Origin of the sequence: Vibrio sp. CUB2, from assembly GCF_001557945.1 — a bacterium.
GTDB lineage: Bacteria > Pseudomonadota > Gammaproteobacteria > Enterobacterales > Vibrionaceae > Vibrio > Vibrio owensii.
The window spans coordinates 24,912-40,773 of the sequence record NZ_LNRB01000018.1; the positions used below are offsets into that span (position 1 = coordinate 24,912).

A 15,862-nucleotide genomic window follows, 5' to 3' on the forward strand; every position below is an offset into this window, starting at 1 on the left:
TAGCCAATAAGTTTCATGGAAGTGAAGATTTGTTAAGCGCTATCCAATGCGACAGGCAATAAAAAAGGGAGCCGAAGCTCCCCGAGTAAGACTCTGTTTCTACTAGATCAGTAGACCACCAAATGCGAAGCCAAGTGCTACCGCTGAAGCGATGGTCGCCACACCTGGTACGAAGAATGGGTGGTTGAATACATACTTACCGATACGAGTTGAACCCGTGTCGTCCATCTCAACCGCTGCTAGAAGCGTTGGGTAAGTTGGCAGTACGAATAGCGCACTTACTGCTGCGAAAGACGCAACTGCAGTAAGAGGTGCCACACCGATTGCTAGTGCTGCTGGCATAAGCGCAACGGTAGTTGCACCTTGCGAGTAAAGCAGCATTGAAGCGAAGAATAGAACAAGTGCTAGCATCCATGGGTAGTCAGCTAGTAGCGCACCAGCCACTTCTTTGATGCCGTCAACGTGCGCGTTAACGAACGTAGAACCTAGCCATGCCACACCAAGAACACACACACACGCTGTCATACCAGAGCGGAATGTTGCTGCAGCTGGGATTTTGCCAGCGTCGATTTTACAGCTCATTACGATAGCTGCCGCAGCTGCTAGCATTACCGTCATGATAGCTTCGTTACGACCTAGCGCAGGGTTCTCGATAAGGCCAACAGAGCCAGAGATTGCTGCTGCGTAACACACTACGAATGCGATTGCGCCTAGGAAGATGAAAGTTGCTTTCTTCGCTGTTGGCAGGATTTCACGCTTAGATTCTGTGTTTAGCTTGATCAAGCCTTTTGCTAGACGGTCTTGGTATTCAGGATCGTCTTTAAGCTCGCTACCCATGAAGTTCGCTACGAATGCACCGATCATACAAGCGATGAACGTTGTTGGGATACAGATTGCTAGTAGCGTTAGGTAGTCAACGCCAAATGGGTGAAGCATTGCTGCGAACGCTACAACAGCCGCAGAGATTGGCGACGCTGTGATAGCGATTTGCGATGCTACTACCGCGATAGACAGTGGACGAGAAGGACGAACACCTTGGCCTTTCGCTACTTCTGCAATAACAGGAAGTGTTGAGAATGCCGTGTGACCAGTACCCGCAAGTAGTGTCATTAGGAATGTCACGATAGGTGCGTAAAAGGTGATGCGTTCGGGATGTTTACGCAAAAAGTCTTCCGCAACCTGAACCATCCAGTCCAAACCACCCGCTACCTGCATTGCAGCGATAGCAGTAATTACAGACATGATGATCAGGATTACATCGACAGGGATGAAAGACTGGCTTGTCGGGACACCTAGGATTAAAGACAATGCAATTACCCCAGCACCACCGGCAAAGCCAATGCCGATACCACCGATTCTTGCCCCCAAATAAATGAAGAGCAGAACCACGAAGAGTTCGACCATTACCATATTGATACCTCTTTTAGTTTTTAATGATTCTGATTTTTTGAGCACTCAGGAACAGGAGTAAGTGTTCAGAAAATCAGAACCCGAGCGGCTTACGGCAATAAAAAGCGCATAAAAATTGTGGTTAACCGTATTCGAGCCTAAAAAAGGGCCCCGTTAGGGACCCCTTTCACATGCGATTACTCGTAGCGTTTCGCTTTATAAGTCGGATGCATGAAGTTTTCAACCGATAAGATGTCATCTAGCTCTTCTTCAGTTAATAAACCGCGTTCTAGAACTACATCACGTACACTCTTACCTGTTTCTGCACAGATCTTACCAACGATATCGCCTTCGTGGTGGCCGATGTATGGGTTTAGGTAAGTTACGATACCGATAGAGTTGTAAACGTAGTTTTCGCAAACTTCTTTGTTCACAGTGATGCCATCGATACATTTATCGCGTAGGTTCACACACGCATTGTGTAGTAGAGAGATAGACTCAAACACGCTTTGTGCGATAACTGGTTCCATTACGTTTAGCTGTAGCTGACCGCCTTCTGCTGCGAAAGAAACTGTGTTGTCGTTACCTAGAACTTTGAAGCAAACTTGGTTTACTACTTCTGGGATAACTGGGTTTACTTTAGCTGGCATGATTGAAGAGCCTGCTTGCATTTCTGGTAGGTTCAGTTCGTTAAGACCAGCACGTGGACCAGAAGAAAGTAGACGAAGGTCGTTACAGATCTTCGATAGTTTCACCGCTAGACGTTTCAACGCGCCGTGCGTCATTACATAAGCACCACAGTCAGAAGTCGCTTCGATTAGGTCTTCTGCTGCAACCACTTCAACGCCAGTTACTTCTGCTAGGTGTTTTACTGCTAGCGCTTGGTAACCTGTAGGTGCGTTTAGACCAGTACCGATTGCTGTTGCACCTAGGTTGATTTCTAGTAGTAGCTTAGACGTGTAATCTAGAGCACGAATTTCTTCGTTTAGTGTTACTGCCCATGCGTGGAACTCTTGACCCACAGTCATAGGAACCGCATCTTGCAGCTGAGTACGACCCATCTTCAAGATGTCTTTGAATTCTTGTGCTTTAAGCTCGAATGCGCCTTTAAGGTATTCGATCGCTTCCATCAACTGATGAACACTGTTGTAAACCGCGATACGGAAACCCGTTGGGTACGCACAGTTTGTTGATTGGCTCTTGTTAACGTGATCGTTCGGGTTGATGAACTCATATTGGCCTTTTTCCTTGCCCATCAGTTCAAGTGCAACGTTCGCGATAACTTCGTTAGTGTTCATGTTCACTGACGTGCCTGCACCGCCTTGGAATACGTCTGAAGGGAACTGATCCATGCACTTACCTGTTTCAAGGATCAAATCACACGCTTCTAGGATGTAGTTAGCAACGTCTTTTGGAATTGCGCCTAGCTCTTTGTTTGCTAGCGCTGCGGCTTTCTTAGTCATTACCATGCCACGTACAAATTCAGGTACGTCAGAGATGGTAGTGCTTGAAATGTTGAAGTTTTCGATAGCGCGAAGTGTGTGGATGCCGTAGTAAGCATCGGCAGGGACATGACGTTGGCCTAATAGATCTTCTTCAATACGAGTGGCTTGGTTTGCTGTCTTTGGAGCATCAGATAGTGTAGCCATAACAGGATCCTTAGATAATAATTCTGATATTTAAGTTATTTATTAGCCATTTCTGCAATCTAGAATCCATTCATCAGAGTTTTTGGCTGGAAAAACCGTCCTGACTTATGTGGCACATCATACTGCACCTAGCGCATAAAAATAGTAAGTGGATCACCTTTTTCGCTTTTGATGCGTCAATATTTTGCAAAGTATGAACGGGATATTAATAACCCTTTATGGGTAGGCGATTTTCCTCGACAAACATGGATATTAAGAGTCCGAAAATAGCACTTTTCAACGACCAATTTTTGTATATGCACCTTTATTCAAAGGGCGTTTTTTGCACAACGCATTCTCCCTAGTATGAACACGCTTTTTTACAACGATTCGTTTGAGCTTAGTAGGCTTTTGCCATTACACTGAAATCAACAAAGGAGGGCATGTGTTTCCTATCTTATTATTGGCGTTTATTTTCGTCCCGATCATCGAAATCGGCCTATTTATTCAGGTGGGAGGCTTCTTAGGTCTCTGGCCTACGATTGCTTTAGTCTTGATTACTGCATTTGTTGGCGCGTCTTTGGTGCGTAGCCAAGGCATCCAGACATTGATGTCGGTGCAAGGTCGTTTAGAGCAAGGTGAGCTTCCGGCTCAACAGATTTTTGAAGGTGTGATGCTGGCAGTTGCTGGCGTATTGCTGTTAACACCAGGTTTCATGACCGACGCATTGGGTATGTTGGTGTTGTTGCCAGCACCGCGAGCGGCGATTGCGAAATACCTAATGAGCAAGATGGTAGTGAAGACCATGAATGGTGGCGGCTTCCAAGGTGGCTTCTCAAATCAAGGTCCATTTGAGCAAGACCCATTCCGTCGTGACCCATTTGATTCTCAATCGGATAATGGGAACACCTTCGAAGGTGAATACGAGCGTAAAGACGACAATGATCGCAACAAGCTCAACTGATTCAATCGGTAAGTAAGAAAAGCAAAAGGGCGCATTGAGCGCCCTTTTTAGTATCTGTTATTTGCAGTGCTTACAACGCGCCTTCAAAGCCCATTTGACGCCATGCTTCAAACGCAATAATCGCCACAGCGTTAGAAAGGTTCAGGCTGCGCGCATCCGGCATCATCGGAATGCGAATACGTTGTTCCATTGGTAGGCTATCAATCACGTCTGCTGGCAGGCCACGTGTTTCTGGGCCAAACATTAGCACGTCACCTTCTTGGTACTTCGCATCCACATGATGACCTGTGGTTTTGGTCGTGCATGCAAACAGGCGGTAGTTGCCTTGTTTCTCTTTCTCTAAGTATTCCAAGAATGCTTGATAATCTTTATGACGCGTCACGCGAGCCAAATCATGGTAATCCAAACCTGCGCGGCGGACTTTCTTCTCTTCTAGATCGAAACCCAGTGGCTCAATCAGGTGGAGATTCGCACCACAGTTAGCACACAGGCGAATGATGTTGCCGGTGTTCGGCGCGATTTCTGGTTCGTATAGAGCGATATCAAACATGGTATTGAATTAGATTGGTCAAAACAGGCGAGCAGTATATACCCAAGTCACCATGAGAAGCGAGATTCAACACAATGACGGGTTATAGAAGAGGACAACCACTTCGGTGTGTTGCCCTCATTTCGATAAATTAACTCAGAGCGCGAGTGTAGTTCTCTTCCACTGCGCGCCAGTTGACCACATTCCACCATGCGTCGATGTACTCAGGGCGACGGTTTTGGTAGCTGATGTAGTAAGCGTGTTCCCACACATCCAATGCTAGAATTGGTTCACCTTGTACTGCGGCAACGTCCATCAGAGGGTTGTCTTGGTTGCTGGTGGAGGTAATGTGAATCTCACCATCTTTTACGACTAGCCAAGCAAAGCCTGAGCCGAAGGTATTGATAGCCGCTTGGGCAAATTCTTCTTTGAATTTTTCAAAGTCACCAAACTTCTCGTTGATGGCTTGAGCTAGTGCTCCTTGAGGCTCACCGCCACCATCTGGTGACATGCAGTTCCAGTAAATGATGTGATTGTAGTAACCGCCACCATTGTTACGGATAGCTGGGCTGTGTTGAGAAATGCTAGCGAAGATGTCATCGAGGCTTTGGGTCTCGAGAGCGCTGCCTTTGGCGGCAGCCATGAATTTATCGTAATAGGTTTTGTGGTGTTTGCTGTAGTGAACTTCCATGGTTTTCGCATCGATGTAAGGCTCTAACGCATCGTAGCTGTACGGAAGCTCTGGGAAAGTGTGCGACATTGTAAATCCTCCTTAATGGAGGATTTACTTTAATGTTAATGAAAATCATTATCAACTTTGATCTTTGTGGGGTTATTTCGCCTCACTGATCAACGGCAGGGTGATGGTGACGCGTAAACCACCCAATGGGCTGCGACTTGCGATAATTGAACCACTGTGCTGACGAATCGCACTTTCGGTGATGGTTAAGCCCAACCCTGTACCACCTGAATGGCGGTCGCGCGCGGTCGACACACGATAGAACGGACGGAAAATCGCTTCCAATTCTTCTTCTGGTACGCCTTCGCCGTTGTCATCCACCACAATGCGTAGCGTATCGAATGAATCCTGAATGTTGATTTTCACTTCGTCTTTGCCGTAGTAAATCGCGTTGCGGATGATGTTCTCTACCGCACTCATCAACAGTTTTGGGTTACCTGAGATACTGCGCTCTGGCACAGCAGAGTAGCTAAGTGCTTTACCCATCTGCTCGGCTTCGAACTGTGCGTCTTTAATGATCTCTTCCCATAAGCTGGCAATTGGCTGAGTCTCACGCGTCATGTGACTGTTCACTTGCATGCGTGACAACTCAAGCAGCTCGGCAATCATCTGTTCTAAGCGCTGGGCTTCGGTATCAATACGAGTCAGCTCTGGGCTTTCACCTTGCTTACGCGTCGCCAACGCACTTGCCATACGCAGTCGAGTGAGCGGGGAGCGCAGTTCGTGAGAAATATCCGAGAGCAAACGTTGCTGACCAGAAATCATTTGATTCACTGCCTCAACCATTTGGTTAAAGCTGGTACCTGCTTGGCGAAACTCCGTAGTGCCTTTTTCCAGATTAGGGTCGATGACAAACTCACCTTTGGCAACGCGCTGTGCCGCGGTTTCCAATCGTCGAGCTGGTTGGCTCAATGCCCAAGCTAGCCAAAGTAATAATGGTGTACTTACCAACATGACGGCGAGTAGCAATTGCAATGGGTGATCGAACAGGCGCAACATGATCGGAGGCGGCTCGTTCCATTTAAAACCGACGTACATCAATAAGTCAGAGTTAGCGATTTTGATCGGCACCGGGCCTGCGATCATGTAGCGGCCATAGAGTTTTTGTTTCGGCTGCGACTGATCTTCAATGCTGGTGACAAAGTTTTGCAGCGCACGCAGTTTGAAGTCTTTGTGGCTCGATGTGGTTAACACATTGCCTTCGTGATCGGAAAAGAAGATGCGCGGACGCGGATCATGCTTGCTGCGTCGCTGACCTTCGATGCTGAACAAAATCTTGCCGAGGTTATCTTGCTTGCGATACTTCTTCTCAATGCCGTCACGTATGTCAATCATACGCTGATAGTGGTCTTGCGGGATGTCGCGTGCTTTCCGTGGATCAAGGTGTGGCAATGACAGCACTGCCATCAAAACCAAGAACATAGTGAACCAAAAGATGGCAAAGATGCGTCCGTACAAGCTGTTTATCTTCGGCAGTTTGAAGCGTGGTGCTCGCATTAATCCTCCTCAATCAACATGTAGCCGCGCCCTCGTAGGGTTTTAATGCGTGGCTTACCGTTGCTTTGGTCTGGCAATTTTTTACGTAGGTTGGATACGTGCATATCGATCGCACGGTCAAAGGCAGCAAGGCGCTTACCAAGCACATCAAGGCTGAGGGTTTCTTTCGTCAGTACTTGGCCTGGGTTCTGCACAAAGTGCGTCAAAAGTGCAAATTCAGTCGTGGTTAAATCCAGTAGAGCTTCTTCACAGTACGCTTCTTGTTTGCCTGGGTAGAGTTTGATTTCTCGATACTCAATGCAATCGCTGTTCTTGGTGTTCTTTTGGGTACTGCTAGTGCGGCGTAAGATAGCTCGAATACGTGCTAACAGTTCACGGTCGCTAAAAGGCTTCGGTAGGTAATCATCCGCGCCAAGCTCTAGGCCAATTACGCGATCGATCTCCTCACCTTTGGCGGTGAGCATCAATACTGGTGTCTCCCAGTTTTCACGCAGGCGTTTTAGGGTCTCCATTCCATTGAGTTTTGGCATCATGACGTCAAGCAGCACAAGATCGATCTCACTGTTAATAGCCAATAAGCCTGCTTCACCATCATTGGCTTCACTGACTTCGTACCCTTCAAAGCTCAGCACTTCCTTAAGTAGGCTGGTTAGCTCTGTGTCGTCATCAATCAAAAGAATGTTCGCCATTTGAATACCTATTTATCATCGTGGTTGCTTTAATATTACATGGTAATGACGAGGAGGAATGAGTGTAAAAATCACTCTTTACGATTCTTTACGGTCTCTATACGTCGCTTTACCTAGTAGGTCGTATTCTACACTCAAGCGCTGTGAGAACAGCTCAGAAGAATCACTAACCTGTGTAAGGAATCTCATTATGAAAACTGCAAAGAAATTAGTACTAGCGGCTGTTGTTCTACCTCTAACTCTAGGTACAGCGAGTGCATTCGCATTCGGCGGTAAAGACCACAAAGGTCATCGCGGTGAGTGTGGTATGGGTATGGACCGCGGCATCATGCGTCAACTAGACCTAACTGATGCTCAAAAAGATCAGCTAAAAGAAATGCGTGAAGCGAACAAAGCAGAAATGAAAGCGAAATTCGCCGACGGTCACGAAGCTCGCATGGCAGAGCGTCAAGCACACCACGACAAAGTACAAGCGCTACTATTGGCGGATAACTTCGATGAAGCAGCAGCAAACGACCTAGCGAAAGAAATGGTTGAGAAGCAAACTGAGCGTCGCGTTAAGATGATGGAGAAAAAACACCAAATGCTGAGTGTTCTGACTCCTGAGCAAAAAACAAAATTTGTTGAGCTGCAAAAAGAGCGTCAACAGAAGTGTGGTGAAAAAATGCAAAAACGCATGGAAAAGCACCACAACAGCTAATCGCTGAAAGATAAAGTGAAAGAGGTAGCCAGAGTGCTGCCTCTTTTTGATCTTGGCGATTTCATACTCATTAAATCATTCTCAAGGTATACTCAAAGCACGGTTTGAGTTAACTATTTGATTATGAAACAGCAATACGCACGTTTAGTGACGATGGCAGCTTGGACGGCAACCATCGTGGCGACGCTTCTTTTGATTGTCAAAGTCATCACGTGGTGGGTGACGGGCTCTGTCAGCTTACTTGCCTCTTTAATTGACTCCATGTTGGATATTGCCGCATCGGTAGTGAACCTTATTGTGGTGCGCTATTCCCTCCAGCCAGCGGATAAAGAACACACCTTCGGGCATGGCAAAGCCGAGTCTTTAGCTGCGTTGGCACAAGCGATGTTTATCTCGGGCTCAGCGGTGTTTTTGATCCTAAACGGTATCGAGCGTTTCTTCCGTCCGCAAGATCTGCAATCGCCAGAGCTAGGCGTTTACGTTTCACTGTTTGCTATGCTGATGACATTTGGACTTGTGATGTTCCAAAAGCGTGTAGTGCGCATGACGGGCAGCCAAGCTATTGCTGCTGATTCTCTGCATTACCAAACAGACCTTTATATGAACGGTGCCATTATGGTGGCGCTAGGTTTGAGCTATTTTGGGGTAACGCAAGCCGATGCGGTGTTTGCGGTCGGTATCGGTATCTTTATTTTGTACAGCGCGTTCAAGATGGTCAGCGAAGCGATTCAAACATTACTTGATAGAAAGCTGCCTGATGAAGAGCTGGAGCAAATTCGCCAAGAGTGTTTGAAGGTCGAAGGTGTGTTGGGTGTACATCAACTTCGCACTCGCATGTCTGGACCAACGCGTTTTATTCAATTGCATTTAGAGTTGAATGATCATCTACCTTTAATAGAAGCCCATCATATTGCAGATGAAGTGGAAGCGAATTTGTTAGCCTTGTTTCCAGAAGCGGATGTGCTGATCCACCAAGATCCGTTATCGGTGATATTTGGACCAGAGAAAGAGCAAAAAGCACAAGATTGGTAGCGGTCGAAAAATCAGACCAAGCGTGACGACAAATAGACGCTTATTGACTATCTTTCCATCACTACTTGCTAAGAATCGTGATCCTGATGTGAATCAACGAAGTTGCAAAGAGAAACTGTAATACTCTTACATAAGTAGAAAAGTTACATAAAAAAGTGTGTTTTCATTGGTATTCCTGTAGAGGAAATGTAACATAACGCACAGTTCTGGATTATGCAGGTTGCTTGGTAACAAGGGGCCTAAAAGAAAATTAAATAAATTGATTGCCAAAGATCGAGGGTGAGCATGATTAAGAAGATCGGTGTTTTAACAAGTGGCGGTGACGCACCTGGTATGAACGCTGCAGTACGCGGCGTAGTTCGTACAGCACTATCTGAGGGATTGGAAGTTTACGGTGTTTACGATGGCTACCTAGGTCTTTACGAAGACCGCATCGCAAAGCTAGATCGTTCTAGCGTTTCTGATGTGATCAACAAGGGTGGTACATTCCTAGGCTCTGCACGTTTCCCTGAATTCAAGGAAGTGGCAGTACGCGAACAAGCGATTGAGAACCTTAAAAAGCACGGTATCGATGCACTAGTTGTTATCGGTGGTGACGGTTCTTACATGGGTGCTAAGAAACTGACTGAAATGGGTTACCCATGTATCGGTCTACCAGGCACAATCGATAACGACATCGCGGGTACTGATTACACAATCGGTTACCTAACTGCACTAAACACAGTTATCGATGCAATCGACCGTCTACGTGACACGTCTTCTTCTCACCAGCGTATTTCTATCGTAGAAATCATGGGTCGTCACTGTGGTGACCTAACTCTGATGTCTGCAATCGCAGGTGGCTGTGAGTACATCATCACTCCAGAAACTGGTCTAGATAAAGAGAAGCTAATCAGCAACATCCAAGATGGCATCTCTAAAGGTAAAAAACACGCAATCATCGCGCTAACTGAGCTGATGATGGATGCAAACGAACTAGCGAAAGAGATCGAAGCGGCAACAGGTCGTGAAACTCGCGCAACGGTTCTTGGTCACATCCAACGTGGTGGTCGTCCAACAGCATTCGACCGTGTTCTAGCATCTCGCATGGGTAACTACGCTGTTCACCTACTAATGGAAGGCCACGGCGGCCGTTGTGTTGGTATCGTGAAAGAGCAACTGGTTCACCACGACATCATCGATGCAATCGAGAACATGAAGCGTCCAGTACGCAACGACCTATACCAAGTTGCTGAAGAGCTATTCTAAGCCTGCTTGATAAAGTCAAAATCTAAAAAAAAAACCGCGGTTATCCGCGGTTTTTTATTATCTGAAATTTGTCTGAGCTGAAGTTTGCTTGAGACAGGCTTTGTGCCGAGTTAAGAACTTGCGTGCTCTGCTAACGTCAGGCGACGCTCGCGCAGGGCAAAGAGATAGCCTAACAAGCCGCCCAATGTGTTACCCAGAGCAATACCAATAAACAAACCTTCGATGCTATAAAGCTGACTGCCTATCCATGCCGCTGGTAACGTAAAGACGAACAAGCGCATAAAGCTCCACTGGAAGGCTCGCAGCGGTTTGTGCATCGCGTTATAGCCACTCACCAACATCATCACAATCCCTTGGAAGCCGTAGCTAAATGGCACGACTAAGAGGTAATGCCACAACAAGTCTTTTACCGCTGCTTCTTGAGAGAAAAGCGCAGCAAGAGGAATGCTGAGAGGCACCATCATCAAAAAGATAAAGCCTTGGAAGACCACCGCAAAGCGCATGCTCAGGAACCAGCCAGAGAACGCACGAGCAGGGTTATTAGCCCCAAAGTTTTGCGCCATAAACGGGGTGAGCGCAGAGGTCAGCGACATCAGCACCAAAATCAAAATCGATTCAATACGCTGCGCTGCGCCATAAGCCGCAACCGCTGCAGTACCGTGGCTGGAAAGTATCATCATCAGAATCGCGCCCGATAATGGGTTCATTGCGTTCGACAGAGCAGCTGGCGTGCCTATTTTTAAGGTTTGTTGCCAGTCTTGTTTGATGAGCGACCAGTGCGGTGCGGCAAGTAATTTCTCGCGTTTCACCAATACATAGAAAGACCCGCAGAGCGCGCCAAACCAACTGAATGCACTGGCGATAGCAGCGCCCTGAATACCGAGCTCAGGGAAAGGTCCGTAACCAAAGATCAGCAGCGGATCGAGAATGCCGTTGATAAGCCCTGCGAGCATCATGATCTTGGCTGGGGTTTTGGTGTCACCTGTCGCCCTAATAGCGCTATTGCCTGCCATTGGGATCACCAGCAGGGGAATGGTCAGATACCAGACCTGCATGTACTGCTCAATCAGTGGAATCGAGTCTTCTTTTGCCCCGAGTAAGCTGAACAGCGGCTCAATAGTAAAGAAACCTAGCGTCGAGGCGATCGTGACTAAAACAACGGCGAGCAATAAACCATGGCTGGTAAAGCGAGCTGCTTGAGATGCATGTCCTTGACCAAGCAGGCGGCCGATATTGGTCGACAATCCCATACCAATACCCATGGTGATGCAGTTCACCGCAAAGGTTACTGGGAAGGTATAACTGATCGCCGCGAGCGCTTGTGTACCTAATAACGAGATGAAGAAGGTATCGACCAAGTTAAACATCAAAATCGCGATCATGCCCATGGTCATGGGTACGGTCATTTTGCGTAAGGTGTCGGGAATGGGGGCGGTCAACAAACCATGTTTGTCTTCGGCCTGGTTGCCCGGCTTATTCTTTTCCAACATTTTTGACGTCTATCTGGTGAGGGAAGGGCAAGGATACAAGAAAGCCATTGCCTCGGCGAGCGAGCATTTCGCACGCAAACCGTTGCTTAGCTGCTGGTTATTTTAACTAAGTCACAAAAATTTCACGTCTACCCCTTGGGATCCTTAGCTTTGCCCTTATATACAGATCACGTGCCCCTGAGCGGGCAATTATCAAATAATCATGGAAATTTTCAGGAGAGACGACCGATGAACATTCGTCCATTACATGACCGAGTTATCGTTGAACGTAAAGAAGTTGAATCTAAGTCAGCTGGTGGCATCGTTTTAACTGGTTCTGCTGCGGAAAAATCGACTCGCGGTGTTGTTCTAGCTGTGGGTAAAGGCCGCATCCTAGAGAACGGCACAGTGCTACCGCTGGACGTTAAAGTTGGTGATACCGTTATCTTCGCTGAAGGTTACGGCACTAAGACTGAGAAGATCGACGGCAAAGAAGTTCTTATCATGTCTGAAAACGACATCATGGCTATTGTCGACTAATAGCAATCGTTGAGTAATTTTTTGCTCTGATTCAAAACGCAATCAAAAACAGAATTTAGAAAGGAAATCAAAGATGGCTGCTAAAGACGTTAAATTTGGTAATGACGCACGAGTTAAAATGCTAGAAGGCGTAAACGTTCTAGCGGACGCAGTGAAAGTAACACTGGGTCCTAAAGGTCGTAACGTAGTTCTAGACAAATCTTTTGGTGCACCAACAATCACTAAAGATGGTGTATCAGTAGCGCGTGAAATTGAGCTGGAAGACAAGTTCCAGAACATGGGCGCACAAATGGTTAAAGAAGTTGCGTCTAAAGCAAACGACGCAGCGGGTGACGGTACAACAACAGCAACCGTACTAGCGCAAGCAATCGTAAACGAAGGTCTAAAAGCAGTAGCAGCGGGTATGAACCCAATGGATCTTAAGCGCGGTATCGACAAAGCAGTTATCGCAGCGGTTGAGCAACTAAAAGAGCTGTCTGTTGAGTGTAACGACACTAAAGCAATCGCACAGGTTGGTACTATCTCTGCGAACTCTGACTCAAGCGTAGGTAACATCATTGCTGAAGCAATGGAAAAAGTTGGCCGCGACGGTGTTATCACTGTTGAAGAAGGTCAAGCGCTACAAGATGAGCTAGACGTAGTAGAAGGTATGCAGTTCGACCGCGGTTACCTATCTCCTTACTTCATCAACAACCAAGAAGCAGGCAGCGTTGATCTAGAAAACCCATTCATCCTTCTGATCGATAAGAAAGTATCGAACATCCGTGAACTTCTTCCAGCACTAGAAGCAGTAGCAAAAGCATCTCGCCCACTACTGATCATCGCTGAAGACGTAGAAGGTGAAGCACTAGCAACACTGGTTGTGAACAACATGCGTGGCATCGTTAAAGTAGCAGCAGTGAAAGCGCCTGGTTTCGGTGACCGTCGTAAAGCAATGCTACAAGACATCGCTATCCTAACTGGCGGTATCGTGATTTCTGAAGAAGTCGGTCTAGAGCTAGAAAAAGTAGCACTAGAAGACCTAGGTCAAGCGAAGCGCGTTGCAATCACAAAAGAAAACACAACCATCATCGATGGCGTGGGTGAAGAAGCAATGATCCAAGGTCGTGTTGCTCAAATCCGTCAGCAAATCGAAGATGCAACTTCAGACTACGACAAAGAGAAACTACAAGAACGCGTTGCTAAGCTAGCAGGCGGTGTTGCAGTAATCAAAGTTGGTGCAGCAACTGAAGTTGAAATGAAAGAGAAGAAAGACCGCGTAGAAGACGCACTACACGCGACTCGCGCAGCGGTTGAAGAAGGCGTAGTTGCTGGTGGTGGTGTTGCACTAATCCGCGCTGCATCTAAGATTGTTGACCTAGAAGGTGACAACGAAGAGCAAAACGTTGGTATCCGCGTTGCACTACGTGCAATGGAAGCGCCAATCCGTCAAATCACGAAGAACGCAGGTGACGAAGAGTCAGTAGTAGCGAACAACGTGAAAGCAGGTGAAGGTTCTTACGGCTACAACGCAGCAACAGGCGAATACGGCGACATGCTAGAGATGGGTATCCTAGACCCAACTAAAGTAACTCGTAGCGCACTACAATTCGCAGCATCAGTAGCAGGTCTAATGATCACAACTGAAGCGATGGTTACTGACCTACCACAAAAAGATGGCGCAGGTATGCCTGATATGGGTGGTATGGGCGGTATGGGTGGTATGGGCGGCATGATGTAATTTGCTGCTTGTCTTGTCGCTCTAACGCCTTATAGCTGCATCGAAAGTGCTCATTTACGTGTGTAAACTCCGCGCTTTCTCTTTGCTCTAAGACGTTATAGCTTAAAGACAACCGACCAAACCAAACTTGGAAGCCGAGGTGAATGCCTCGGCTTTTTTGTGTCTGTTACTTTGGGACAGAGCTTTTTGTGCGTAAGTTTGTAGGTTTATTCTTACTTTTTCTTTTTAATCTGATAGTTAGCGAGTAATTATTACGCTTAATTTTTATCAGGTTAATTGGTTTAAAAATACGCAATTGTGTGGCTATTGTGCGCAAACGGTCAGGGAAAATGCAGAAAAATAAGTTTGATGAATCAATTGCTTGTTTATTCAAGCGGTTAAATATGACTTCCCGCTAACATTTATTTGGTTAAAATGACGCAAACTTTGAACATTACAGTGTGTTGTAAACACTAAATTCCCCCATGGAGATAAAAATGAAAAAGCTAATGACGTCACTGGCTGTTGCAGCCGTTATCGCTTCACCTGTTGCTCTTGCTGATAGCTCACCAGTTATGTTCTCTACTATCGACAACACTAACGCGCCTTCTAACTCTTCTGTTGGCGGTGTTCGTCTTGCGGTTCTTCACGGTCAAGTGAACGAAGTAAAAGGTGTCGATTTCTCTCTACTAGGTATGTCTGAAACAGATCGTACTACTGGTGTGAACTTCGGTCTTTTCTTTGGTGCGTCTAAAGTAAACCAAGAAATGAAGGGTGTTTCTCTAGGTCTATTCAACTGGAACCAAGGCCAAACAACGGGTCTTAACCTAGGTGCGGTAAACGTGACTAACAACGTTGAAGGTCTAAACTGGAGTGCTGTGAACTACTCTGAAGGTTACACAATGGCAGACATCGGTCTGGCAAGTATCTCTAAAAAATCTAACTTCCAGCTAGGTTTCTTCAACATGACTGACCAAATCGACGGTGTTCAAATTGGTCTTCTAAACTGTGCGGACAACGGCTTCTTCAAGTGTTTCCCAATCGTGAACTTCGCTAAATAATCAGCGATCTTCGCCAAAAGTTAAGTCACCTTCCTAACTTAACGCCAGATACAAAAAGACCCCGGCATGATGTCGGGGTCTTTTTTATTGTGCTTGATTACTTAACTAAACGCGTTGATGTTTTTCGTTGCTGCATTTTCTGGTGCACACCACGGCGCAATGCTTTGACGCGGTTTTCCGCCTTGTCCACACCGAGTAAAACGGTCAGTGCCAATACAGTAATGATGATCGACTGTGATAAGTAACCTAAGCCAATCATCAAGCCTAGCCCCGCCAACACCCAAATGACGGCTGCTGAAGTCACGCCGTGAATTTTGCCGTCTTGAGTCATCATCACACCGGCACCTAAAAAGCCGACGCCAGTAATGATCTGACCAAGTACACGGGCTTGATCTAATGTATTTGGCGAGAGCGATACCGCCATCGACATAAATAGGTAAGTACCTGAGATAACTAAAATTGCGGTACGAATACCAACAGGTTTACCGCGAGTTTGGCGCTCTATGCCAATCATCAAACCATTGATGGCACAACAAAGCAGCGCAGCCCAACTAAAAGGGCCAAGATCGAAAAGGTGTTCAAAAGTTGCTTGCATCTTAACCTCCAAATTTGCGGAGTATGCATAGATAAGACCGCCTGATCGAACAAAAGCTTTTGCTCGTAACGACAATCTTTATA

15 protein-coding genes are annotated in these 15,862 nt (G+C 46.6%); 7 read left to right on the top strand and 8 right to left on the bottom strand.

Annotation, left to right across the window (positions count from 1 at the left end; all coding sequences use genetic code 11):
- Positions 1-102: 102 nt before the first annotated feature.
- Both ATB78_RS22600 and aspA read right to left on the bottom strand, forming a co-directional pair.
- Positions 103-1,410, bottom strand: coding sequence for an anaerobic C4-dicarboxylate transporter (locus ATB78_RS22600; protein ID WP_005440434.1), 1,308 nt, complete (start codon positions 1,408-1,410; stop codon positions 103-105).
- 176 nt (positions 1,411-1,586) lie between these two features.
- Entirely contained in the window at positions 1,587-3,038 is a 1,452-nt protein-coding gene (gene aspA / locus ATB78_RS22605) for an aspartate ammonia-lyase (RefSeq protein WP_005440436.1), read from the bottom strand.
- A 424-nt stretch (positions 3,039-3,462) separates the two neighbouring features.
- Here aspA and ATB78_RS22610 point away from each other — a divergent pair, with 424 nt between their 5' ends.
- The gene (locus tag ATB78_RS22610; RefSeq protein WP_005448278.1) at positions 3,463-3,981 is read left to right on the top strand and encodes an FxsA family protein; all 519 of its coding nucleotides are present in this window, start codon (positions 3,463-3,465) and stop codon (positions 3,979-3,981) included.
- A gap of 70 nt (positions 3,982-4,051) precedes the next feature.
- On the opposite strand, the gene trmL is transcribed toward ATB78_RS22610, so the two are convergent.
- From trmL to ATB78_RS22630, 4 genes are all read right to left on the bottom strand, one after another.
- On the bottom strand, positions 4,052-4,531 hold the full coding sequence (trmL, locus tag ATB78_RS22615) for a tRNA (uridine(34)/cytosine(34)/5-carboxymethylaminomethyluridine(34)-2'-O)-methyltransferase TrmL (protein WP_005440442.1): 480 nt from the start codon (positions 4,529-4,531) through the stop codon (positions 4,052-4,054).
- Between the two features lie 130 nt (positions 4,532-4,661).
- Positions 4,662-5,270, bottom strand: a complete 609-nt coding sequence (locus tag ATB78_RS22620; protein WP_061010649.1) for a superoxide dismutase — start codon at positions 5,268-5,270, stop codon at positions 4,662-4,664.
- A 72-nt stretch (positions 5,271-5,342) separates the two neighbouring features.
- Positions 5,343-6,746 carry an envelope stress sensor histidine kinase CpxA gene (cpxA, locus tag ATB78_RS22625; protein ID WP_061010650.1) on the bottom strand — a complete coding sequence of 468 codons (1,404 nt, stop codon included), beginning with the start codon at positions 6,744-6,746 and terminating at the stop codon, positions 5,343-5,345.
- Complete coding sequence (locus tag ATB78_RS22630) at positions 6,746-7,435, bottom strand: response regulator (protein ID WP_005440448.1); 690 nt, start codon at positions 7,433-7,435, stop codon at positions 6,746-6,748. The genes cpxA and ATB78_RS22630 overlap by 1 nt, the downstream gene beginning before the upstream one ends.
- Before the next feature lie 190 nt (positions 7,436-7,625).
- Here ATB78_RS22630 and ATB78_RS22635 point away from each other — a divergent pair, with 190 nt between their 5' ends.
- The 3 genes from ATB78_RS22635 (at position 7,626) to pfkA (ending at position 10,415) form a co-directional block, all read left to right on the top strand.
- Positions 7,626-8,135, top strand: coding sequence for a CpxP family protein (locus tag ATB78_RS22635; RefSeq protein WP_005440450.1), 510 nt, complete (start codon positions 7,626-7,628; stop codon positions 8,133-8,135).
- 123 nt (positions 8,136-8,258) lie between these two features.
- Positions 8,259-9,167 (top strand): CDF family cation-efflux transporter FieF, encoded by a 909-nt coding sequence (gene fieF, locus ATB78_RS22640; protein WP_061010653.1) that lies wholly within the window; start codon positions 8,259-8,261, stop codon positions 9,165-9,167.
- Between the two features lie 285 nt (positions 9,168-9,452).
- Positions 9,453-10,415, top strand: coding sequence for a 6-phosphofructokinase (gene pfkA / locus ATB78_RS22645; RefSeq protein WP_005440457.1), 963 nt, complete (start codon positions 9,453-9,455; stop codon positions 10,413-10,415).
- 110 nt (positions 10,416-10,525) lie between these two features.
- Here pfkA and ATB78_RS22650 read toward each other — a convergent pair whose 3' ends face one another.
- Positions 10,526-11,905: an MATE family efflux transporter gene (locus tag ATB78_RS22650; RefSeq protein WP_039840837.1), complete on the bottom strand. Its 1,380-nt coding sequence runs from the start codon at positions 11,903-11,905 to the stop codon at positions 10,526-10,528.
- Between the two features lie 228 nt (positions 11,906-12,133).
- Between ATB78_RS22650 and ATB78_RS22655 the strand changes: the two genes are divergently transcribed.
- The 3 genes from ATB78_RS22655 (at position 12,134) to ATB78_RS22665 (ending at position 15,184) form a co-directional block, all read left to right on the top strand.
- Positions 12,134-12,424: a co-chaperone GroES gene (locus ATB78_RS22655; protein WP_005440461.1), complete on the top strand. Its 291-nt coding sequence runs from the start codon at positions 12,134-12,136 to the stop codon at positions 12,422-12,424.
- A gap of 73 nt (positions 12,425-12,497) precedes the next feature.
- Positions 12,498-14,144, top strand: coding sequence for a chaperonin GroEL (groL, locus tag ATB78_RS22660; protein WP_005440463.1), 1,647 nt, complete (start codon positions 12,498-12,500; stop codon positions 14,142-14,144).
- A 476-nt stretch (positions 14,145-14,620) separates the two neighbouring features.
- Positions 14,621-15,184 carry a hypothetical protein gene (locus tag ATB78_RS22665; protein WP_033006223.1) on the top strand — a complete coding sequence of 188 codons (564 nt, stop codon included), beginning with the start codon at positions 14,621-14,623 and terminating at the stop codon, positions 15,182-15,184.
- A 97-nt stretch (positions 15,185-15,281) separates the two neighbouring features.
- Here ATB78_RS22665 and ATB78_RS22670 read toward each other — a convergent pair whose 3' ends face one another.
- Positions 15,282-15,779: an MgtC/SapB family protein gene (locus ATB78_RS22670; protein ID WP_005440468.1), complete on the bottom strand. Its 498-nt coding sequence runs from the start codon at positions 15,777-15,779 to the stop codon at positions 15,282-15,284.
- Positions 15,780-15,862 lie beyond the last annotated feature (83 nt).